This is a genomic window from Thiohalomonas denitrificans (assembly GCF_016841685.1).
In the GTDB taxonomy this organism is placed as follows: domain Bacteria; phylum Pseudomonadota; class Gammaproteobacteria; order Thiohalomonadales; family Thiohalomonadaceae; genus Thiohalomonas; species Thiohalomonas denitrificans_A.
The window spans coordinates 1-22,395 of record NZ_JAENYR010000059.1 but is presented as its reverse complement, the minus strand read 5'-3'; the positions used below and the strand labels follow the sequence as shown (position 1 = coordinate 22,395).

General features: G+C 57.3%; 23 protein-coding genes. 2 read left to right on the top strand and 21 right to left on the bottom strand.

From position 1 onward, the window contains the following. The 19 genes from Q7L05_RS12610 to alaC all read right to left on the bottom strand — a co-directional run. A partial coding sequence (locus tag Q7L05_RS12610; protein ID WP_303907100.1) for a hypothetical protein occupies positions 1 to 240 on the bottom strand: 240 nt, incomplete at its 3' end. Between the two features lie 134 nt (positions 241 to 374). Then, the gene (locus Q7L05_RS12605; protein WP_303907097.1) at positions 375 to 839 is read right to left on the bottom strand and encodes a type II secretion system protein; all 465 of its coding nucleotides are present in this window, start codon (positions 837 to 839) and stop codon (positions 375 to 377) included. Continuing rightward, the gene (gspG, locus tag Q7L05_RS12600) at positions 805 to 1,254 is read right to left on the bottom strand and encodes a type II secretion system major pseudopilin GspG (protein WP_303907094.1); all 450 of its coding nucleotides are present in this window, start codon (positions 1,252 to 1,254) and stop codon (positions 805 to 807) included. The genes Q7L05_RS12605 and gspG overlap by 35 nt, the downstream gene beginning before the upstream one ends. Next, on the bottom strand, positions 1,229 to 1,597 hold the full coding sequence (locus tag Q7L05_RS12595) for a prepilin-type N-terminal cleavage/methylation domain-containing protein (protein ID WP_303907092.1): 369 nt from the start codon (positions 1,595 to 1,597) through the stop codon (positions 1,229 to 1,231). Before Q7L05_RS12595 ends, gspG begins: the two co-directional genes overlap by 26 nt. Next, positions 1,587 to 2,075, bottom strand: coding sequence for a type II secretion system protein (locus Q7L05_RS12590; protein WP_303907089.1), 489 nt, complete (start codon positions 2,073 to 2,075; stop codon positions 1,587 to 1,589). The genes Q7L05_RS12595 and Q7L05_RS12590 overlap by 11 nt, the downstream gene beginning before the upstream one ends. After that, a complete protein-coding gene (locus tag Q7L05_RS12585; protein WP_303907086.1) occupies positions 2,053 to 4,188 on the bottom strand; it encodes a secretin N-terminal domain-containing protein in 2,136 nt (711 codons plus the stop codon). Before Q7L05_RS12585 ends, Q7L05_RS12590 begins: the two co-directional genes overlap by 23 nt. Positions 4,189 to 4,203: 15 nt before the next feature. Further along, on the bottom strand, positions 4,204 to 4,611 hold the full coding sequence (locus Q7L05_RS12580; RefSeq protein WP_303907083.1) for a hypothetical protein: 408 nt from the start codon (positions 4,609 to 4,611) through the stop codon (positions 4,204 to 4,206). A 32-nt stretch (positions 4,612 to 4,643) separates the two neighbouring features. Further along, a complete protein-coding gene (locus Q7L05_RS12575; RefSeq protein ID WP_303907080.1) occupies positions 4,644 to 5,183 on the bottom strand; it encodes a hypothetical protein in 540 nt (179 codons plus the stop codon). After that, positions 5,176 to 5,727 carry a hypothetical protein gene (locus tag Q7L05_RS12570; protein ID WP_303907077.1) on the bottom strand — a complete coding sequence of 184 codons (552 nt, stop codon included), beginning with the start codon at positions 5,725 to 5,727 and terminating at the stop codon, positions 5,176 to 5,178. Before Q7L05_RS12570 ends, Q7L05_RS12575 begins: the two co-directional genes overlap by 8 nt. After that, complete coding sequence (locus Q7L05_RS12565) at positions 5,715 to 6,488, bottom strand: hypothetical protein (protein WP_303907074.1); 774 nt, start codon at positions 6,486 to 6,488, stop codon at positions 5,715 to 5,717. Before Q7L05_RS12565 ends, Q7L05_RS12570 begins: the two co-directional genes overlap by 13 nt. 122 nt (positions 6,489 to 6,610) lie before the next feature. Beyond that, on the bottom strand, positions 6,611 to 8,278 hold the full coding sequence (locus tag Q7L05_RS12560; RefSeq protein WP_303907072.1) for a GspE/PulE family protein: 1,668 nt from the start codon (positions 8,276 to 8,278) through the stop codon (positions 6,611 to 6,613). Continuing rightward, entirely contained in the window at positions 8,275 to 9,462 is a 1,188-nt protein-coding gene (locus tag Q7L05_RS12555) for a type II secretion system F family protein (protein WP_303907069.1), read from the bottom strand. Before Q7L05_RS12555 ends, Q7L05_RS12560 begins: the two co-directional genes overlap by 4 nt. 418 nt (positions 9,463 to 9,880) lie before the next feature. Further along, a complete protein-coding gene (lysS, locus tag Q7L05_RS12550) occupies positions 9,881 to 11,392 on the bottom strand; it encodes a lysine--tRNA ligase (protein WP_303907066.1) in 1,512 nt (503 codons plus the stop codon). Between the two features lie 169 nt (positions 11,393 to 11,561). Then, a protein-coding gene (prfB, locus tag Q7L05_RS12545) for a peptide chain release factor 2 (protein WP_303907103.1) occupies positions 11,562 to 12,660 on the bottom strand; the annotation gives its coding sequence in 2 pieces (ribosomal slippage) (positions 11,562 to 12,584 and positions 12,586 to 12,660; 1,098 coding nt in all). Between the two features lie 253 nt (positions 12,661 to 12,913). After that, entirely contained in the window at positions 12,914 to 14,710 is a 1,797-nt protein-coding gene (gene recJ / locus Q7L05_RS12540; protein WP_303907063.1) for a single-stranded-DNA-specific exonuclease RecJ, read from the bottom strand. Next, positions 14,710 to 15,681, bottom strand: coding sequence for a hypothetical protein (locus tag Q7L05_RS12535; protein WP_303907061.1), 972 nt, complete (start codon positions 15,679 to 15,681; stop codon positions 14,710 to 14,712). Before Q7L05_RS12535 ends, recJ begins: the two co-directional genes overlap by 1 nt. Continuing rightward, positions 15,678 to 16,760 carry a threonine synthase gene (thrC, locus tag Q7L05_RS12530; protein ID WP_303907058.1) on the bottom strand — a complete coding sequence of 361 codons (1,083 nt, stop codon included), beginning with the start codon at positions 16,758 to 16,760 and terminating at the stop codon, positions 15,678 to 15,680. The genes Q7L05_RS12535 and thrC overlap by 4 nt, the downstream gene beginning before the upstream one ends. 207 nt (positions 16,761 to 16,967) lie before the next feature. Beyond that, positions 16,968 to 18,278 carry a homoserine dehydrogenase gene (locus Q7L05_RS12525; protein WP_303907055.1) on the bottom strand — a complete coding sequence of 437 codons (1,311 nt, stop codon included), beginning with the start codon at positions 18,276 to 18,278 and terminating at the stop codon, positions 16,968 to 16,970. A gap of 17 nt (positions 18,279 to 18,295) precedes the next feature. Beyond that, complete coding sequence (gene alaC / locus Q7L05_RS12520; RefSeq protein WP_303907052.1) at positions 18,296 to 19,483, bottom strand: alanine transaminase; 1,188 nt, start codon at positions 19,481 to 19,483, stop codon at positions 18,296 to 18,298. 26 nt (positions 19,484 to 19,509) lie between these two features. On the opposite strand from alaC, the gene Q7L05_RS12515 reads away from it, so the two are divergent. Further along, positions 19,510 to 19,698, top strand: a complete 189-nt coding sequence (locus Q7L05_RS12515) for a hypothetical protein (RefSeq protein ID WP_303907049.1) — start codon at positions 19,510 to 19,512, stop codon at positions 19,696 to 19,698. A 30-nt stretch (positions 19,699 to 19,728) separates the two neighbouring features. Next, positions 19,729 to 20,136, top strand: a complete 408-nt coding sequence (locus Q7L05_RS12510) for an Mth938-like domain-containing protein (protein ID WP_303907046.1) — start codon at positions 19,729 to 19,731, stop codon at positions 20,134 to 20,136. Between the two features lie 215 nt (positions 20,137 to 20,351). On the opposite strand, the gene rpoS is transcribed toward Q7L05_RS12510, so the two are convergent. Next, the gene (gene rpoS / locus Q7L05_RS12505; protein WP_303907044.1) at positions 20,352 to 21,308 is read right to left on the bottom strand and encodes an RNA polymerase sigma factor RpoS; all 957 of its coding nucleotides are present in this window, start codon (positions 21,306 to 21,308) and stop codon (positions 20,352 to 20,354) included. 9 nt (positions 21,309 to 21,317) lie between these two features. Next, entirely contained in the window at positions 21,318 to 22,088 is a 771-nt protein-coding gene (locus Q7L05_RS12500; RefSeq protein ID WP_303907041.1) for a peptidoglycan DD-metalloendopeptidase family protein, read from the bottom strand. Positions 22,089 to 22,395: the final 307 nt, after the last annotated feature.

Sequence of the window (22,395 nt, the reverse complement as noted above, 5' to 3'; positions counted from 1 at the left end):
GTAGCCGCTGAGCGTGGAGCGGTCGAAGGCGAGTTTGGAGTTGGAGCCGTGATCGGAACCGGTGGTTACCGAAGCAAGGGGAAGCTTTACGCCAATCGCCTCCGCCGAGGCCGCAAACAGCTGCGGTACGCCCTTGGCGGCCAGCAACCCTGCCGATGCGATAACCAACCCGAACAGCACAAACCGTCGTGCACGGACCCGATTTGCCCCTGTACCCAGCCGAAACCACGCAAATTCCATTGCGCTAACTCCTTACATTTTTATTCATTCTTAGTTAGGAGAAAGGTACCGATTTCGTCACACCAATTTTGTGACGTCGTGCACATTTTTTCCGGAGCTCCGGGATAAAGACGTCTCACACAACAGGGGAACGGCTAGTCCGGAAGGTAAATGAATTGCCACTGGTGGATCTGTTCACTTCCCTCGAAGTGCTGGTAACGCAAAGGGAAATTGGCCGACTTGTAGGGCTTTTTCCTCGATCTGCTGGCTATTCCCATGACTCTTCCGTGCTCGTTTCTGAGCACGTTCCATTCGCTGCCGAACGGGTCGTCATAGGCTCGCCTCAAGTGCCTGCGATGAAGAAACCGCGGGTCCATCAAGAGATCATCGATGTGAGCCGGATACTCGGGTGAGCCGGGAACCGCCAGGTAATAGCTCGCAATAGCCGAAAGGTAGGCGTTGCCCCTGAACAGCAATTCCTGCTCCCTGGCCGCCTGGATCGCACGACTGGTGGCCAGTACGGCGGCTTCGGCCAGAATTCCCATCACCACCGCCAGTACCAGGACCATCGGCAGGGTAAAGCCCTCAGTCCGCCTGCCAGCTGACCACGTCCCGCGCATCCTCTTCACCCCCTTCCCGGCCATCGTTCCCAAAAGACCGAATCTCGTAGGGGCCCATTTCGACCGATGTGCGATAGATATAGGGCTGGTCCCAGGGGTCCAGCGGTATCTCCCGTTTAAGGTACGGTCCGTTCCAGCCGCGGACCCCGCCGGGCGGACGCCTGAGTGCATCCAGACCCTGCTGTTCGGTCGGATAGTCGCCTACATCGACATAGTAGACATCGAGTGCCGCCGACAGACTGTTGATCTGCGTTCGTGCCGCGGTCCGCTTCGCCGGCTTGATGTGCTGGTAGATGGAGGGCCCGACAAATGCCGCCAGCAGCCCGATAATCAGCAGAACCGCCAGGAGTTCGATGAGGGTAAATCCCCTGGTGTCTTTCTCTGCAGCTTCACCAGTTCGAGTAGGGCTTTTCATTGCTGCCGATGCGCTGTGACTGACTGCGAACATCTGTAATTCCTTCGCCGTTGGGTGCAGGAACGGTTTCCCATTCAGAATCTTCACTGATTGGATCCGGCGGAATAACACGGAGGTAACGAGCATCCTTCAATGTCATCAATCCCTCGGGATAGCCGCCGTGGTCGGCATAGTAATCGTCGATGGCCTGCCTGAATACGGCCAGGTCCTTTTTCAGTGCCGACTCCCGGGCCTTGTCGATGCTTCGCACGGTGCTAGGCGCAGCGAGGCTGGCCAGCAGCGAGATGAGCAACAGGACCACCAGAAGCTCAATGAGCGTGAAACCATTCACCTTACCAGTCACGGTAACGGCTCCCATCCAGTGCCTGCCGCTCTGAACCGCTGCGGACATCGTAGATGTCCGAGGGCGACGTCGTCTCGGAGTCCGAAGCGTCCCGATAGCCGATAACCCGCCAATGTTCTTCCACCGGCAGTTCGGCTTTGGCAAAGGGATCAGGAGGTATTCTTCTCAAGTACTTTCTAAAGCCCCCATCGACCAAATCGATGCCTTTCATCAGTTCCTCCAGCGACTCGGGATAGCCGTCCCGGCTCACCGCTGCAAAGGACCCCAAGCGTCCAGCCCGCCAGTCCTGATGGTAGTCATCGATCGCCGTGCGGATCAGCCGGAGTGAATGTTGCAATTCGATCTCCTTCTCGCGGCGGACAGTCACCTCGGCGTATGGCATGGCGACCGATGCCAAAATTCCAATAATGACGAGCGTCACCAGGATTTCCGTGAGGGTGAAACCGGGCTCGCGATCAATCCTCTTGAATGACCACATAGGTGCCCGCGGTGCCGTTGTTGTTTCCGACTTCCATACCCCCGCTCCTTACCAGCATGTAGGAGATCCCATCCTTGAGCGCCGTAAATTCCAGCTTTATCGTATCGCCATGCTCCTTTGGCAAGGCCAGGCCCACTTCGCTGGATGGAGCCGTTTCCACGGCCTGCGCCCCGTCCACATGGACAAGCTCCAGCAGTTCGTCCGAAAATCGCAAATCGAGTAGATTTTCCGGGCCGAAATCGCCAACAGACAGTTCGATCTGAAACCGGTCGCCGACGCGAACCGCATACTGCTTTTCGGCAAATTTCAGCCTACCAGCTCTATTAGTACTCCGCCCCACCTTCCCGAAACGACTCACATGTTTGGCCTTGGTCGCCAATTCCTCCTTGCGATCACTGGTGTCGAACTGTGGTCGATTGCTGTAGTGCGTTTCACGCCCGGAGTACAACACCCGCGTCTGTTCCGGGGCGAGACCCCAGGGGCGTATGACCTTCGGCGTAATGGTAAGGAGCACATCGGTCCGCTGCACCGACTCATCGTAAGAAGAAAACAGAGATCCTACGACCGGAATCTGTCCCAATCCGGGAACCTCCAACCGCGTCGTCCTCTCATCATCCCGAATCAACCCGCCAAGAATTGCCGTTTCACCATCGCGCAGCAGCATGAATGTATCGGCATTCCGCGTCCCGATACTGAATGCCGGATCGTTCGTGGTGCCCAGATTCTGTCCGAGACTACTGACTTCCAGTCCCATCTTGACCAAGGTGCTGTTATCGAGATTGACTTTCGGTTGCACCATCAGGCGGATACCGATATCGGTATATTCGTAGGTCGTCCGTGTCTGTCCGGTCGCTTCCTGAATGGTCGCGGAGCGCAGGGGCACCCGATCACCAATATGGATCTTTGCTTCCATGCTATCGAGAACGCGGATCTTGGGGTTTGCCAATGTTTTCGCGTCCGTATTCTGTTTGAAATACCTGAATGTCACCGTCGGCAGCGACATCGTTCCTTGTCGAAGCACACCACTCAAGGAATCGGCAATCGGATAGGATGGAAACTCCAACGACAGCACCGATCCATAATCGAACCCAAGCTGTTCGGCCTTGGTTTTATTGATCTCGAGGATTTCAACTTCGAGCAAAACTTCGGCGACTTTCCTGTCGTTTGCCCGAATCAGCTGCGCTGCGAGCTCCAGTACACGACCCCGATCCCTGAGCGTAAGTGTGTTCAAACTATCGTTCACAGCGACCTTCTGCAGAGAGAGTACACCTTTCAGCAAATCCGCTACATCTTTGGCCCTAGCGTGTGTCAAATGAAACGTCCGGACCAGATAATCTTCGTACTGTCCTCTTTTGTCTTTCGCATCGGCAGCCAGAATAATCGTGTTCGTTCCTACTTTCTTGTAGAACGTCTTGCTCGTCGACAACATCAACTTAAGTGCCTGATTAAAGGTTATATCCTTTGCGTAAAGCGTAATGGGTCTTTCCTTTAGCTCACTGTCGAATATGACATTAACGTCGAATGCCTCGGCCAGGAACTTGAATGCCGTCCGCAGATCGGTTTCTTTGAAGTTGAGCGTGATGGTTTTATCCGAATCCAGCCAGCTCATTTCGACTTCGGGCTCAGCTGGCTGGGCCGCTTGCCGGATAAGTGCCTGCACCGAAGTGTTGCCCGGCTCTATTTTATAGGCCTTCACCAGCAGTGCCCGGGCAGCCTCACGCTCGCCAATTTTCAGATTGCGTCTTGCCTCCGCACTCAGCCGTTCCACCCGTTGTCGCTGCACGGCTGTTTCCATGGCGAGCTTGAGCTTATCGTGCCCGGGCATCGCAAGCAGTCCGAGCTCGAACTGGCCGATCGCCTCGTTGTAGTCGTTTTGAGCGACCGCGCTCATCCCGGCTTGATAGTGGTATTCTGCAGCGCGCAGCTCCGACTGCTTGAGCAACGACACGATCTCGACATCGGACGGGTTCTGTTCCCGGGCCTGCCTGTAAGCGACGACCGCTTTGAGCCACTCCTGCCTATGCTCATATCCCTTGGCTTTATCCACCACACCGGGTGCCGCGCAACCGGTCACCACCACGACAGCAAGTGCCGCCCCCAATACTCGTCCCACCACAATCCTGCCCCCTCAATTGGCCAATATCGTCCTTTCCAGGCCCGTTTGTTCATCCCTCAAAAAAACGCGATCGCTTTCGATTTTCAAGACCCGATAACGCCTTGAGATATTCTCATTGTCCCGGACAATGATGTGCTCCGTTCCGTCAAGGAAGAAGGCCTGACGCCTGTCACTCAGGACGATCCCGATAAGCGTCGGAACCGTGACTACTTTTGGCGCTGTTTGAGATTTCTTGGCTTCTCTTTTTTTTTCGTTCGCCACTGGCGCAACGCTTCCCTTCCTATCCGCCTCGGTAGCCTTGATGGAGAAAAGGTCCCTGAACGGCACTCTGGGTACATCCCTCGAAACCCATATTGCGCCGACATTCTCCAAAGGTCGTGCCGAATCAACGGCGAGTACTGCATTGCCATAAATAATCATGAAGACAATCGCGCCTAACACACTGAACCGCATTATTCTTGTCCCAGAAAACTCGTCAACTGAATCGAGGTTGCCAATACATCCGTGTCACTTTTCTGTATATCTATTTGTTCGACAACCGTAATCCCTCGCGAAGAATCTTCGAGTGCGGCGACAAACCCACGTAATGCCCGATAGTCGCTACGCAGCTGCATCGTCTGTCTGACATTTCGTTCGCCATTTTTTATGATCACCGGTGAGTAGCTCTGATCTTCCACTACGATATTCCGGCGTGCCAGCATTCTTTCGATATCCTCGACCAGTTCGGATTGTGTCGTCCTCCGCGTCAAACGGTTTTCCATGTTGTCGAGAAAATCCCGATGCTGGGAAACGGCGCGCACCAATTCGACAACCCGCTCTCTTTCCAGAATGTGACTTTTTACTTCAATCAGTTCTTGCTCAGCCAATGACAGACGATGCCGGATCTCTAATAAATCAGCAGTTGAAACGATGAGCAATATACTGGAAACAAGAAAAGCCATAAGCACGAGCTGGAGCGGAAAAACCAATCGGCCTGAACGCAAGTCACTCATCACCGGCACCCCGCACCGACAACTTCAATACGACTTCCTTTCTACCGGACTTGCGTCCGTGACTTCTGTATACACGGACGCTTTTGAAAGATTCATCCTTGGCCAGATCGTCCACAAGCTGCGATAGCTGGCTGGACGCGGGCAGGATGGCGACAAGCTGAACCGACCCGCTCATCCGATTCTGGGAGTAGCTCACAAGTTTTATATCATTAGGCAGCCTTCGCTCCAGTCTGTAGAGGGCTTCTGATATCGAGAGGTATCTGGGAAGCCCCATCCCGGAAATTCTTTTGAGCAATTCGCGCTGAGCCGGATTAAGTTCAGCAGTTCCTTCGAGCACCTCGTCAAGACGTACCAGTTCGGCATTTTGTTCACGTAGCGTGTTGTTTATCCCCTCAAGCCGGACTTCCGCCTGATATTTGAGATGGAAGGAATACAAAGACCCAAACGCGACAGCGATGGCAAACAGTCCGAACCAAGCGGTTATTCGCACCCAACGACGTTTCCACTCCGGACGATGGTTCGTTTCGTAAGTCAACGCGGCCACGAGACGTCTCCGATCGCACTATCCTCAGGTGCGACGACTTCACGCATCTGGAGCCGTGGAGAGTGAGGTACGACTGATACCCTTCTCTCCATCAAGTCATAAACCGTCTGCATCAATGGCCCGACGTCAGCAGCGCCATTATCCACATAGACAGTCAATCCCGATGCACCTTCATCTCCGGATGATAAAAGTAAGCTGCGTGCAAACTCCCGCACGACGGTTTCCGTGTCTTCACCCTCACTTCTCCAGAAGCTTTTAGTAATATGGGGTAATGATCCTCCCTCCCATATCTGCATCATCCAGTACTCAGTACCTAACCTAATTTGAGCGCCCTTTTGGGATCGGATTTTCGGCGCGAGCCGGTTCCAAACGAACGAAGCGACCGAATCGATAATCGTCAGTGATTCCCGTTCAAGGGCGCTTTCGAGCATAAACAGCAACGACTTGTTTACTGCCGAAGAAATCTGTCGCCAGCCCCCGTTGGCAGACCGCCACACCTGGCTATCGACACTGTATCCGTCCAGTTCGGCAATCCCCTTCATCTTACCCAGGTACCAACGTGCCAAAGCGTTCGCATCACCAACCGAGACGCGCTTTTCGTGGTCGGCCGCGAAGCAACTCACCGCCGGATCGGCGATAGCAACTTGGACGTACTTCGGCTTGCGTCGATGCAATTCCATCTGCAGTTCGTCTATTGCTGCCCTGAATACCTCCGGTGCAAAGGCACCTGACCCGTCGAAAAAGCGCTGTTCGGATTTCAAAGTTTGCAACCGGATTGTTTTCCGACTTCGCCATCCATCGCGAACATTGCTTGCTAGCGATATGGATGTTCGGCCGATTATGATCCCAACACCCGGTGCGGACAGGGATGAATTCGTAAATTTCATTGCCATACACCCAAGACGCGGCGAACTTCATCAAGGGAGGTGATATCGGCTTTCGCCAGCTCCAGTGCTGCTTTTTGCATTCGCAACCGGCGCGGGTCTTCATCATCTTCGCTGGGAACTACCTGCTGCCGCTCTGCTATCTCTACCGAATCGACAAATTCCGCGATCGCCGTGCGCCCCCTGTAGCCGGTCTGGTTGCAATTCTCGCAGCCAACCGGTACTGGCCACATTTCCTTATCGGAACTGTGTAGACCGAAGCTGGCCAGTGTTTCCGGATCGACAGGCTGCATGCTCAGGCAGTCGGGACAGAGCTTCCTTATCAGCCGCTGGGAAACGATTCCGTTTAGCGCCTGCACAAGACTTCCGAGACTAACATTCATGTGTCTTAAGCGTTCCACCACATCGCTACCGCTGTTTGCGTGTATGGTGGAGAGAACCAGATGACCGGTCAGTGCACTCTGGATCGCTATTTCGGCGGTTTCCCGGTCACGAATCTCCCCTACCATTATCCGGTCCGGATCATGTCTCAAAATTGATCGCAATCCGGCAGCAAACGTCAGACCGGTTTTTTCGTTGACCGCAACCTGCACCACGTTCGGAAATTGGTATTCAACCGGGTCCTCAATGGTTATGAGTTTTTCAGTATTGAGGTTGAACTCACCGATACCGCTGTAAAGGGTCGTTGTCTTTCCACTGCCGGTCGGCCCGGTAACCAGCACCAGACCGTGGGGCATTTTCATTGCGGCCCTGACACGCGAACTCACCTGGGCATCGAAACCGAGCTTCTCCAGGCGAAGACAATCCAGCCCCCCGGGAACCGCACGATGATCCAGAATACGGACCACAACCGCTTCCTTCACCGCACCGGGCAGTATGGAAACGCGGAAATCGATCTCGCTGTCGTCGATTTCCATGGTGAAGCGCCCGTCCTGGGGCAATCTGTGTTCGGCAATGTCCAGACTGGCGACAACCTTGATGCGGGATACGATCGGACCATGGAAATGTGCCGCCACCGGTTCCATCAGGCGCGTCAATACACCATCGATACGGAAGCGAATGACGGTACCTTCCGGCTGGGCTTCTATGTGTACGTCACTGGCATTTCGGTAGACACCCTCCCGCAGCACGGTATTCACCAACCGAACAACGGGTGCGGAGGCTTCGTCAATGTTTGCACCTTCGACGTCCTCGAGGGCTTCGGTGGAATAGCCACCAAGTCCGCGGCTCGCCCGCCTCAGCTTTTCGTCACCTGACCCGTGCCTTTCACGTAATCGATGTAACGCATGAGGCGTGGTCAAACATAGATTGACAGGCCTGCGAAAATAGGCCTCCAGCTGTTCGCGCAACGTATCATCAAAGGGATCATAAATGGCCGTAACCAGCCGCTCATCCTGAATTCGGATAGGTATGGCGTTGATATCCCCGGCGATGTCGCCGGACGCCAGCTCCTTTACCTCATCGTCGACCACGAGATCATCTGGAGGGAGATACTCAAAATAGAATTGTTCGGACAACCAGTGGCCGACTTCATCCGCCTGCGCTTCGGTCAGAGCAAGAGCAAACCCGGTCTCGTCCATTTGCTCGAGTTCCGCAAGTTTTCGCGCGGAAATCATTCCGTCCTTGCCAAGATGGTGAAGCGCCGCGGACTTATAACGAGCCTTCATGCAATGGCTCCGGCGAGTCCGAATATGGGCAGGTACATGACCAGGATCACCAAGCCGACGATGAATCCCGTCAGTAAGATGAAAATAGGTTCAATCAGTGCCATGAGAGAGCCAAGACGATGTTCGAATTCGCGATCGGAAAACCGGGAAACTTCCGCCAGCGACTGTTCGAGATGGGCCGACCTCTCTCCAGCCTCTATCAGCTTGTTCGACACGGTCGGAAATAGTCCGGTTTTCCAGACGGCATGGGAAAAGGTTCTGCCTTGCTCCACCAAATCCGCAGCATCTGCCAGACGCTGGCCGAACAAGGCACTAGGAAACGATTCACCCGCATACCGAATCGCCTGCACCAGAGGCATCCCGCTTTTCAAAAGTGATGCAAGAGCGTCTGCCTGGATGATGTATAAATAGGTCTTGCGCAAGTGGCCAATGAGCGGAACGCGCAGCAAAATCCGTTCAAACCTCGTCCGTGACTGTTTTCTTCGCCTCCATCGCGAGGCCACTATGACGAACATTGCCCCCGCAGCAACGACGGCCATGGCAATAAGGGGCAGGTGATCCACAATATCCAGAAGAATGCGTGTCGCGGCGGGGAGTTCGGCGCCCATCTCCGCATACATCCCGATGAAGCGCGGCAACGAAAAACCGATGAGCACTGTGAGAATAAGGGCCATAACACCGATGACGAATCCCGGGTACATCAGCGCCTGGCGAAATCGGTTTTCGGTTGTAATTCGGCGCTCAAGGAGCTCTCGATACCTCTCGAGTGCAACCACCAGATTTCCTGTCTGGACGCCGGTTTTTATGGCAGCCAGAAACAATGGCTCAAAGTAGAACGAGTAACGTCCAAACGCTGTTGGCAAATCGGCCCCGCACACCAGATCGCTTCGCACCCTGCTCAGCGTGGAATCGAACCCGGGATTCTTTCCTCCGGCTCCGCACAGTCCGACGGCCTCCGGCATCGGTACACCCGAGCGAATCATGGCTACAAACTGGTTCAGAAACAGCAGAAAATACTCCGGCTTCAAACGCCGACTGCCCAATGACGCTTTCCGGGTAATCCTGCTGACAGCCAGACCTCCCTGCCGTAATTCCAACTCGAGGGCATGGCGGGACTCGGCAATCGCGGTGCCGTCAACGAATTCACCTGATTCGGATACAGCCTTGTAGTAGAAGACAGGCATGAGACAGAGAGGGTATTCCTAACGATTTCCTAACATCGGGTGATCGATACAAGGGTGCCACAAGAGAGCACCCAAGTCTGTAGGAAAATCCTGAAAAATTCCGGAGCGGGTTAATAAAGGTCCACAGAAGCGGGCCGGCAGGGGGTTGAAAACGATAGAGTTCGCACCGCTCTAGAGTGCCAAAGATAGGCAAAACGTAACCGCTCGCCTGGGTGATCGCGCACGGCCCAGGAAATCCGTCATTCCCTGTCACCCCTGCCTGCGCGGGGGTGACAGGGAATGACGGAGGGGTGAGTAGTTACGGGGCAAAACGCCGCTTTTTATTGGTGGTCACAGGTGGATTTGTCCTTCCGAAGACGAGATTCGACCCAATGACCGCACCGGATCTGCCCTGCATCCCTGCAAGGCCTTTATCCAACTATTCCGCAGCGGATTCAGGGCGCATGTGCGGGAATAGCAGAACATCGCGAATGGAGGGCGAGTCGGTAAACAGCATCACCAGCCGATCGATGCCGATGCCTTCGCCCGCGGTGGGCGGCAGGCCGTGTTCGAGAGCAATGATGTAGTCCGCATCGAAATGCATGGCCTCTTCGTCTCCGGCGGCTTTCTCTTCCACCTGTTTGCGGAAGCGCTCTGCCTGATCTTCCGGATCGTTGAGCTCCGAAAAGCCATTGGCGATCTCGCGGCCGCCGACGAAAAACTCGAAGCGATCGGTCACGAAGGGATCATCGTCGCACGGCCGTGCCAGCGGCGACACTTCCGTCGGGTAACGGGTAATGAAAGTAGGCTCCTTCAGACGATGCTCGACAGTCTTTTCAAAGACTTCAATCTGCACCTTGCCGAGTCCCCAAGTGTCCTTGAGCGGAATGTCGAGCTGTTTTGCGACCTGACGCGCCGACTCCAGCTCATCGAGCTGTGCTTCAGACAGGTCCGGGTTGAAGTGAAGGATGGACTCCTTGACGGTCATGCGCCTGAAGGCGTCGCCAAAGTGATACATCTCGCCCTGGTATTCCACCGTGGTGGTGCCGAGCACCTGCTGGGCCACATCGCGCAGCATCGCCTCGGTCAGGTCCATCAACTCACGGTAATCGGCGTACGCCTGGTAGAACTCCAGCATCGTGAACTCGGGGTTGTGCCGGGTAGAGAGACCCTCGTTACGGAAGTTGCGATTGATCTCGAACACCTTTTCGAATCCGCCCACCACAAGCCGCTTCAGGTACAGCTCCGGCGCGATTCGCAGATAGAGCTCCATGTCCAGGGCATTGTGGAAGGTGACGAACGGCCGTGCGGCGGCACCGCCCGGAATCGCCTGCATCATCGGTGTCTCCACTTCCAGGAAGCCCCGGTGCACCAGGAACTCGCGAATATGGTGGACGACCTGCGAACGGATCCGGAAGGTATCGCGGGTCACATCGTTGATGATGAGATCGATGTAGCGCTGCCGGTAGCGGGCCTCCTGATCGGTCAGGCCGTGCCACTTCTCCGGGAGCGGGCGCAGGGATTTGGTCAGCAGCTTCACACTATCCACCTTGACCGAGAGTTCACCGGTCTTGGTGCGAAACAGCACGCCCTCGGCGCCGATGATATCGCCAATGTCCCACTTCTTGAATCGGGTGTTGTAGAACTCCTCCGGCAGGGCGTCGCGCTGTACAAACAGCTGAATCTGACCGGACATGTCCTTCACATGGGCAAACGAGGCCTTGCCCATGATGCGCCGACTCATCATCCGCCCGGCGATAGCGACACGGATGTTCTCCGACACGAGCGTCTCTTCATCCATCTCGCTGTAGCGTGCATGCAGCTCGCCCGCCATGACGTTACGCCGAAAGTCGTTGGGGAACGCCATGCCCTGCTCGCGCAGTATCGCAAGCTTCGCGCGGCGCTCGGCAATCAGCTTGTGTTCGTCCTGGTTATTCTGGTTATCGCTCATGATTCGATTCTTTCTGTTAACCACGGGGTTCACGGGGAACACGGGGGTTTAAAATATCCGAGATCCGGTTTTGGTCTGATCGCCAGGGGTGGGGCTTACCATCGCCAGATGGTGTCCAAAGGACACTAATCATTTAGCAAGAATCCCCGTGTCCCCGTGGTTAATGTCTCTACAATCCGCTTTTCAGGCTCGCCTCGATGAAGGGATCGAGTTCGCCATCGAGAACGGCCTGGGTATTGCCCGTCTCCACGCCGGTCCGCAGGTCCTTGATACGGGACTGATCCAGTACGTATGAGCGGATCTGACTGCCCCAGCCGATATCGGATTTGGAGTCTTCCAGTACCTGTGCCTCGGCATTACGCTTTTGCAGTTCCAGTTCGTAGAGCTTGGCCTTGAGCTGCTTCATGGAGCGATCCTTGTTCTGGTGCTGGGAGCGCTCGCTCTGACACTGCACCACGGTACCTGTCGGCTGGTGGGTGATGCGCACCGCCGATTCGGTCCGGTTGACGTGCTGCCCGCCGGCACCGGAGGCACGATAGACGTCGATGCGCAGATCGGCCGGATTGATTTCGATATCGATATCGTCGTCCACCTCCGGTGAGACAAACACCGACGCAAACGAGGTGTGTCGACGGTTGCCGGAATCGAATGGAGATTTCCGCACCAGCCGGTGGACACCAATTTCGGTCCGCAGCCACCCGAAGGCATATTCGCCATCGAAATGAATGGTGGCACTTTTGATCCCGGCCACATCGCCTTCGGAGACCTCCAGCAGTTCCGTCTTGAAGCCGTGGCGCTCGCCCCAACGCAGGTACATGCGCAGCAGCATGTTGGCCCAGTCCTGGGCCTCGGTGCCGCCGGAGCCCGCCTGAATATCCAGATAGGCGCTCTTTTCGTCGTGATCGCCGGAGAACATACGGCGGAACTCGAGGTCCGCCAGTTTGCGATCGGCGGTCTCCAGATCGGCGACTACCGACTCGATGGTCGCCTCATCGTCCTCCTCGGCGGCCATCTCCACCAGTTCCCTGGCGTCGACGAGTACCGCATCGAGAGATTCGATAGTACCGACGATACGCTCCAACTGTGCCCGCTCGCGGCCCAGCTCCTGGGCCCGCTCGGGATTTTCCCAGACGGAGGGATCCTCCAGTTCGCGGTTGACCTCTACCAGCCGTTCACGCTTGGTATCGAAGTCAAAGATACCCCCTAAGGGCATCCGTCCGCCCTTGCATTTCCTTGATGCGGGTGATGATGGGGTTGATTTCGATCATCAGAAACTCGTGCTCCGAAAAGGTGCGGAAAAACAGCCGGGTATCATACACCACGGCCCGCTTCGGGGTGAACCGGTGGGGTGCTCTCGAGGAACCACCGGTGACACGCTCCTAAATAGCTGTTTCCAAATCATGTCCAACACGCTCCTTCGGTGACATACCGAGATACCTGTAGGAGCGGCGGAAGCCGCGATTCGGGTTATCGCGACTTCCGTCGCTCCTACATGCATGGACACCAATTTGGAACACGTATTCAACCTTCGGTGAATTCGGCGTTCTCAGTGATTACTGCAGTTGCTTTCCCTTCAGCCGCCGGTTCGAGATGTTCGATGATAAATTGCACGCTACGGCGACCGCGGTATTCGTTGACGTCGAGTCGAAAGGCGGCCTCGACCATCTTTGGCGAGGTTTCCCACATCGCCAGGTCGGCATTAAAGGCGATGGCGTCGAACAGGTGCCCCTCGGAGCCGGGCTTTTTCAGCAGCAGCTTCATGTGACGCTCACCGACGATGCGTTTGGAGACCACTTCGAATCGGTCATCGAAGACCGGTTCGGGAAAGCCCTGCCCCCAGGGCACGGCCATCCGCAGGGTGTCGGCCAGTTCAAGGCCGATGGCCTCCGCCTCCAGCGGTCCATCGCTCGCCACCACACCATTGAGATCATCGGCATTCAGATGACGGCGCACTTCGCTGTCGAAGAGCAGCCGGAATTCCTCCAGCACATCGGCATGCAGGGTGAGGCCGGCCGCCATGGCGTGCCCGCCGAATCGTTTTAGCATCGCCGGATGGCGTGCAGCGATGGCATCGAGGGCATCACGGATATGCACCCCCGGCACGGATCGCGCCGAGCCCTTGATGTCGCCCGTGCCGGCATCGGTAAAGACGATAACCGGACGGTGAACGCGCTCCTTGATCCGCGAGGCCAGGATCCCGATCACCCCTTCATGCCAGGCGGGATCATAGAGGCAGAGCCCGAAGGGCAATTCACCGTCGCTTTCCAGGTGCATCCGCTGCAGCTCTTCCATCGCCTCCTCGCGCATGGATTGTTCGGTTTCGCGCCGCGCCCGGTTGAGATTTTCCAGTTCGGCCGCCAGTTTGCGCGCTTCGTGCAGATCGTAGCTGAGCAGACAGCGGATACCCACGCTCATATCATCCATGCGGCCGGCGGCATTGAGGCGGGGGCCAATGGCGAAGCCAAAATCCCCGGACACCAGCCGCTCAGGCCTTCGGTTGGCGATCTCGATCAGCGCCTGGATGCCAGGACTTCCCTTGCCTGCCCGTATTCGGCCCAGCCCCTGCGCCACCAGGATACGGTTGTTGTGTTCCAGCGGGACCACATCGGCCACTGTTCCCAGCGCGACCAAGTCCAGCAGGCGGGCCAGGTTGGGCGGCTCAACGCCCTGCTGCTCAAACCAGCCCTGCTCGCGCAGATGAGCGCGCAGGGCCAGCATGACGTAAAAGATAACACCTACGCCAGCCAACGCCTTCGAGGCAAAGCGATCGCCGGGCTGATTGGGGTTGACCATGGCATCGGCCTCGGGGAGGTGTTCGCCCGGCAGGTGGTGGTCCGTTACCAGCACGTGCATCCCTGCAGCCTTCGCCGCCGCCACTCCATCCAGGGATGAGATGCCATTGTCCACGGTCACGATGAGGTCCGGGCGCCGCTCGGCAACCACGGCAACGATTTCCGGAGTCAGGCCGTAACCGTACTCGAAGCGATTCGGAACCAGAAAATCCACCCGCTCCACACCCATCGACCGGAGGGCGCGCACCGCGACTGCCGTACTGGTGGCGCCGTCGGCATCGAAATCCCCCACGACGGTAATCGACCACCCCTCTCGCAGCGCCCTCTCCAGCAGACGGACGGCACCGCCGATTCCCTTGAGTGCATCGAACGGGAGAAGCCGCTCCAGGCCGTGCTCCAGTTCCTCGGCCGATTGCACCCGCCGCCCGGCGCAGACCCGCGCCAGCACCGGATGCAGGTCGGCAAGAGCAGCCGGAATAGACCCGGTTTCCCGGCGTACGATTCGTTTGCGGCCCGACAGCGGCATCAAAAAGCCTCCTTTAAGGGGCGACATCGCCGCCAGAACCGGCGCAATCGGCCACTGGTAATGCTCACTTCCCATCCGTTCCCCGGATAAAGAAGCAATCGGCCCAGTCGCTCTGTTCGCAGAGCCCTCTCCAGGGGGAGAAACCACTGCTCTTCCAGTGAAGATATCGATAGTTCCCGCCCCTCGGTGTTCGGAGCCGGCAGAACCAGCAGCTGGTTGCCAAAGACCTCCAATTCAGCAAGGGAATCGGGCACCGCGTCGCTCGATCCACCGCTGCGGCGAGTGAGGCCGGCAACCAAGCCGTCCTGCGTATACACCGAGCCCCATGGGCTTGCTACGAAGGGCGGAAGTTCACCCGCTCCCCACAGCCAGAGGCTGTTAACGGGAAGACGCCCGCTGGCTTCCCGTGTCTCATTGATCGGGCTGCCGTGCAGCAACATCTGTAACTCGGTAAGGAATCGATGCCACTCCAATCGGTCGGGGCCATCGGGTAGCAGGGGGTGAATATCCCGGCCGATCGCCTCATCCAAGGGCGTGGTGTTCGCGGCACAACTCAACGGCGTGCGCAGCCGCAAGCCGGCGGCTCCCGCTTCCAGCTCGCAGCCATCTTCTCCGAAGAGATCATTGAAGGCCTTTACCAGCGATTGGATTTCGTGGGGTTCCAGATCGGTCACCGTACCGGTCAGCATCACCCTGTCGCGATCCGCAACGAGGTGAACCGGGTCCGCCTTCAGCCAGCAGCCCTCGAACGCCTCTCCGATATCGGCGTAACGGCACAGCGCGCCGACGGGTAGATCGCCGTCCAGCGGGGCCCGATCGAAAAGATGCCAGTAGAGCCGGGATTCCGACCTGGGGAGATGGTTACGGCGGTCGCCTCGCCAAAACAGAATCTCCAGCGCCGGCGCCCGATCCGTGGCTGCCGCGGTTTCGAGCAGCCACGGCGCCGCAATGGCGAGAGTGGTGCCGGTCACTCGGCCATGTTATCGAGAATGGCGCGCTTGACCGAGTCGAGGTTGGCCTCGACCGTCATCAGGCCACCCTGACTCTGGGCAATGGCGGTATCGGGATCCTTCAGGCCGTGGCCCGTCAACGTACAGACGATCTTGCTGCCTTCGGGAATCTTGCCCGATTTGATGTCCCGCATGGCGCCGGCCAGCGAGGCGGCGGATGCGGGTTCGCAGAAGACACCCTCCTTGCGGGCAAGCCATTTTTGCGCTTCGAGAATCACTTCATCGGTGCATTCATCGAACCAGCCGCCGGACTCCTTCTTCACGTTCCAGGCTTTGTCCCAGCTTTGCGGATGGCCGATACGAATGGCGGTGGCGACGGTTTCCGGCTCGTCCACCATCTCGCCGCGCATGAACGGGGCCGCTCCGGCAGCCTGGTAGCCCACCATGGTCGGAGTGGTGTTGACGATGCCGTGATCCTTGTACTCGCTGTATCCCATCCAATGGGCAGTGATGTTGCCGGCATTGCCCACAGGGATGCAGTGGAAGTCCGGTGCACCGCCAAGCTCTTCGACAATCTCGAAGGCGGCCGTCTTCTGCCCCTGAATCCGGTACGGATTGATGGAATTGACGATGGTCACAGGGGCCTGGGTAGCGACCTCCTTGACCAGCCGCATGCCGTCATCGAAGTTGCCCTTGATCTGAATCACGGTCGAGCCGTGCATCATCGCCTGGGCCAACTTGCCCATGGCAATCTTGCCATCCGGGATCAACACAAAGGCGGTGATGCCGGCGCGTGAGGCATAGGCCGCCGCGGCCGCCGAGGTGTTGCCGGTCGAGGCGCAGATAATGGCCCTGGAGTCTTCTTCCACCGCCTTGGTAACCGCCATCGTCATGCCGCGGTCCTTGAACGAACCCGTCGGATTGAGTCCCTCGTATTTGACGTAAATGTCCACGTCCTTACCGAGTTCACGGGGAATGTTATTCAGCCGGATCAGCGGGGTGTTGCCCTCACCCAAACTGATAATGCGGGTATCATCACGGACCGGAAGGCGGTCACGATAACGGTCGATCAATCCGGTATAGCGAGTGCGAAAAGGCATGTTGTTTCGTTCCTGTTCCTAACCTGGTTTATTCACCGCAAAGACGCAAAGGACGCAAAGTTTTTGCTGTGATTTTCCTGTATCGCCCGCGGTTCGGCCGTTTCCCTCTTGGCTACGCGTGCGAAAAGCGCTTCAATTCTTTGCGCTCTTGGCGTCTTTGCCGTGAATTCGTGAATTTTTTTCGCGGCCCGGCGCTCTTCAACCCAATCACTGCAGGTATTCGAGGCGAATACGGGTCACGTCGCCAAAGATGGCGTCCATGTCGCCGAGCATTTCCATCGCCTTGACCATCTGTATCTCCTGCACGGTGCGCGTAAGCAGGATGATGGTAACCAGACTCTCTCCCGGCGGTGGCTCTTTCTGGACCACAGCCTCGATGGAGATCTCCAGGTCCGCGAAGGTCCGGGTGAGATCCGCCAGAACACCGGGGCGATCCACCACCTGCATGCGCAGATAGTAGGCGGTCTCCACCTCGTCCATGGCCAGGATCGATTCATCGGCAAGCGCTTGCGGCTGGACACCGAGATGCGGCACCCGGCTCTCTGGGGCGCATGATAGGGCGCGCACCACGTCGATGAGGTCCGCCACCACGGCGGAGGCCGTAGGCTCGGCCCCGGCACCCGCGCCATAGTAGAGCGTCGGACCGACCATATTGCCCTTCACGACTACGGCATTCATCACCCCGTCCACATTGGCGATCAACTGCCGCTCCGGGATCAACGTCGGATGGACCCGCAGCTCGATACCGTTCCAGGTACGCCGGGCGATGCCCAGGTGCTTGATGCGGTAACCGAGTTCTTCGGCAAAGGTAACATCGTCTCGGGTCACATGGGTGATGCCCTCGGTGTAGACGCTATCGAACTTCAGCGGCATTCCAAATGCGATAGAGGCCATGATGGCCAGCTTGTGGGCTGCATCGATGCCTTCCACATCAAACGTGGGATCCGCTTCGGCATAGCCGAGTCGCTGCGCCTCGGCGAGGACATCGGCAAAATCGCGATCCTCGTCCCGCATTTCAGTCAGGATAAAGTTGCCGGTGCCGTTGATAATCCCGGCCAGCCACTCGATCCGGTTGGCGGCGAGCCCTTCGCGCAGGCCCTTGATGATGGGGATACCTCCAGCCACCGCCGCTTCAAAGGCGACCATCACTCCCCGGGCCTCGGCAGCGGCAAAGATCTCGTTACCGTGTTTGGCGATCAGGGCCTTGTTGGCGGTCACGATGTGCTTGCCGTTCTCAATCGCCCGCAGCATTGCGTCGCGAGCCAGTCCCTCGCCCCCGATCAACTCCAGAATCACGTCCACGTCCGGATTGTCCACCACCTCATTCGGATCGGTGGTCAGAGCGATACCTTCGGTATCGCAGATGCGCGGTTTGTTCAAATCGCGCGCGGCGGCATGGATCACCTCGATCCCCCGCCCGGCGCGGCGCATGATCTCTTCGGCATTCTCTTGCAGAAGATTGATGGTTCCACCGCCGACGGTACCGAGGCCCAGCAGGCCAACCTTAACCGGTTCCACGTTCTCTTCCCCCTCTGTCACAACAGGCCATCCTTACGGAACATCTCACGGATGCCCCGCACGGCCTGGCGTGTACGGTGTTCATTTTCGATAAGTCCGAAACGGATATGGTCATCACCGTATTCGCCGAACCCGATACCCGGGGAAACCGCGACCTTGGCCTCCTGCAGCAGCTTTTTGGAAAACTCCAGCGAGCCCAAATGCCGGTAGGCTTGCGGGATGGGCGCCCAAACGAACATGGTCGCCTTCGGCTTCTCCACTTCCCAACCCAGATTGTTAAGGCCGTCACAGAGCGTATCCCGACGGCTGCAATACATTTCACGGATCTCTTCGACGCAATCCTGTGGCCCCTCCAGTGCAGCGATGGCAGCGACCTGAATGGGGGTGAACATGCCGTAGTCCAGATAGGACTTCATACGTGCCAGTGCCGCGACCAGCGTCCTGTTGCCACACATGAAACCGACCCGCCAGCCGGGCATACTGTAACTCTTGGAGAGCGAGAAGAACTCCACCGCCACCTCTTTCGCTCCGGGGACTTCGAGAATCGACGGCGCTTTGTAGCCGTCGAAAACGAGATCGGCATAGGCGATGTCATGCACCACCCAAATCTGGTGCTCACGGGCCACCTCGATCACCTTCTCGAAGAATTCCAGTTCCACGCACTGGGTAGTGGGATTACCGGGGAAGTTGAGGATGAGCATTTTGGGCCGGGGCCAGGAATCCTTTATCGCCTTTTTCAGCTCGGCGAAAAAATCCACCCCCGGCACCAGCGGCACGTGCCGGATATCCGCCCCGGCGATGACAAAACCGTAGGGGTGAATCGGGTAAGCCGGGTTGGGGACCAGAACTGCGTCGCCGGGGCCGACCGTCGCCAATGCCAGATGGGCAAGTCCCTCTTTGGAGCCTATGGTGACGATCGCCTCATCATCGGGATCCAAATCGACACCGTAGCGATCTTTGTACCAACGGGTAATGGCCCGCCGCAGGCGAGGGATACCCCGCGACACCGAATAGCGGTGAGTATTGTTACGTTGCGCGACCTCCACCAGCTTGTCCACGATATGTTTAGGCGTGGGCTGGTCGGGATTACCCATCCCGAAATCGATGATGTCTTCGCCGCACGCCCGGGCCTTGGCCTTCAGGTCATTAACGATATTGAAGACATACGGAGGTAAACGCTTGATCCTGTGGAATTCTTCAATCAAGTCTGGCGTACCGGAATATGGAATTAATGGACGACGTCCGCGGAATTCGCGGCGGCGAATGGAAAGCTGCTAACATTACTGAACGTGTGCGTTTCCTGTCAATTGACAGCGCAGCAAAGAAGGAAGAATACTACTCACGTTTCCCGTTCCGGCGAGCCAACTCCTCGGAGCTACGCAGCAAACACATCCCGGTGCGCTCGACGACCCTGAATTGAACAGCCTACCCCAAAAATCGTCCAAAACCGATGAAATTCTCTCAGGACCTTACTGCCGGCGGCTACGCCATCCACGGATATAGCGATGGTGAAATCATTGTGGCTCTGCCCGCTTCGGAGGCGAACAGTGAAAATCGTGGCCGTAAACACCTGACCCACAGCTTTGTGATCACCCGGGAGACTCTGGTGGAAGACTGGCCCCCGGAGAAGCTCGACGAACTCGAAGCCGACCACTTCGAGCAGGTGGCGGCTCTGGAGCCGGAGGTGGTTATCTTCGGCACGGGCGCATCGTTGCGTTTTCCGCGGCCGGAAATCTCCGCCGTTTTTGCCGAACGTGGGGTGGGATTGGAGATTATGGACTCGCGCGCCGCTTGCCGAACGTACAATATTCTTGCCGCCGAAGGTCGACGCGTCGCGGCCGCACTGCTGATTCCCTGAGGAGCGGACGGTTCAAACCATAGAGGCCACGGAAACGATAGTGTTGTCTCCTGTGTCCTCTGTGATTTTTGGAGCCGGATGAGCATTAGAAGCCTGTCCCAGAATAGTAGCGGGCTCCAAAATGCAGGTTGGCGCTGAGGAACGAAGCCCAACCAAATCAGCGTTGGGGTTCGCGTAACTCACCCCAACCTACAAAAAACGATGTTCTCGGACTCCTAAAGTGCCTCGCCGCTGTAGCCCTCTTTCTCCATGATCTCGCGCATGCGCCGCAGGGCCTCGATCTGGATTTGGCGAACCCGTTCACGGGTGACGCCGATCTGGTTGCCAACGTCTTCCAATGTACTCACATCGTGCCCGTGAAGACCAAAGCGTCTTTCGACCACTTCCCGCTGTTTGTCGGAAAGCTTCGTGAGCCAGGCACTGATGTTGGTCTTCAAGTTGCTATCCTGAAGCAGGTCCGAGGGGTCGATGTTATTGTCGTCCGGAATGGAGTCCAGCACCGATTTGTCGGCATCACGCCCGAGCGGCACATCCACCGACGTAACCCGCTCATTGAGGCTCAACATTCGTTTAACGTCTTCGACCGGCTTGTCGAGAACCTCTGAAATCTCCTCGGGCGTAGGGTCGTGGTCCAGTTTTTGGGCCAGTTGGCGCGCTGCCCGCAGGTAGACATTGATCTCCTTGACCACATGGATTGGCAGGCGAATTGTCCGGGTCTGATTCATGATGGCCCGCTCAATGGTTTGCCGAATCCACCAGGTTGCGTAGGTGGAAAAACGGAAACCACGCTCAGGATCGAATTTTTCTACTGCGCGGATGAGCCCGAGATTGCCCTCTTCAATCAGGTCGAGCAGTGCCAGGCCCCGATTCAGGTAGCGCCGGGCGATTTTCACCACCAGTCGCAGGTTGGACTCGATCATCCGCTTACGCGCGCTCTCGTCACCCTTTTGGGCCAGGCGCGCATAAAAAACCTCTTCTTCCGCTGACAGCAGCGGTGAAAAACCAATTTCGCTCAGATACAATCGGGTTGCGTCCATCTGGCCATCAGGCACATCCCCGGCGGTGAACTGGTTTTTCTCCTCCTCTGCATCTACAACCGGTTCCTGCCGGTCCGAACTCTCCTCTACGTAGGCTTCAAAGACCGCGACTTCATTGAGACTTTTCTTCGCCATAGAAAATCCCTAGTTTTTTGTCGGTAAATAACGCATGGGGTCCACAGGACGTCCGTTCTTACGGATCTCAAAATGAAGTATAGACCCTGATTTGGACCTTTGCCCCATTTCGGCGATCTTTTGTCCCGGCTTGACCTGTTCACCCTCCCCGACCAATAACCGGCGGTTATGGCCATAGGCACTCAGATAGGTGTCGCTGTGTTTGATGATCACCATATTTCCGTATCCAATCAAACCTTTACCGCTATATACCACCTGGCCTCCGGCCGTCGCCAGGACCATCTGTCCCGCTTGGCCCTGGATGTCGATACCCTTTTTACCTTTCTGGAGCGCAAAACGCGTAACGACCTTGCCTGTCGTAGGCCACCGCCATTTGGTGGATGCGGTGACCTTTTGATTCTGGGGAGACTCGGTTCGTTCAATGGGGAACGTTTTGGCAGCGGAACGGCTGGCAGTGGCACGGCTGGCAGACGGGGTTCGCTTTTTAGTGGGTGTGGTTGTAAGTCTGGCCTGTGGTTTCGGCGATTCACCGCGCTGTTCCGGTTTCCAGGCTCTGATGGACTTGTCTTCGACCGGCTTCGAATAATAGGCCAGCGACTTCAGGCTCTTTCGGTCTGACGGGGTGAGGGAAAGCTGCTGCCCGGGATAGATGCGATAGGGAGAAATGATCCGATTCCAGCGGGCGATTTCACGGTAATCCAGCCCGTAGTCAAACGCGATGGAATAGAGGGTATCCCCGGATCGGACATGATGGTACCCCGTGTCCCGCGTCTGGGGCATGCTGCAAGCGGAAAGGCCCAGCAGAACGCTAGCGACAACAAAAACCCTGAAGCATCCGCCAGTGTACTGTTGCATGCTTGGCGGTGCTTTCAGCGAGCCGCTGGCCGGCCAGATGCAGGGCGCGTTTCGCAGGGAATGGCGCGCCCTTTGAAGTGCATGGACGCACAAATGCCGCGGGCGCAGGGATGCGCAAGAGCGGCCCAAGAAATGCAACGCCGCAGATAACCGGCCAGCGGCTCGCCCGAAGGGAGCCCCCCCAAAAACGCCATGACGGCGTTGCGGACTCCATCCCTGGAGTCCGCCCTTC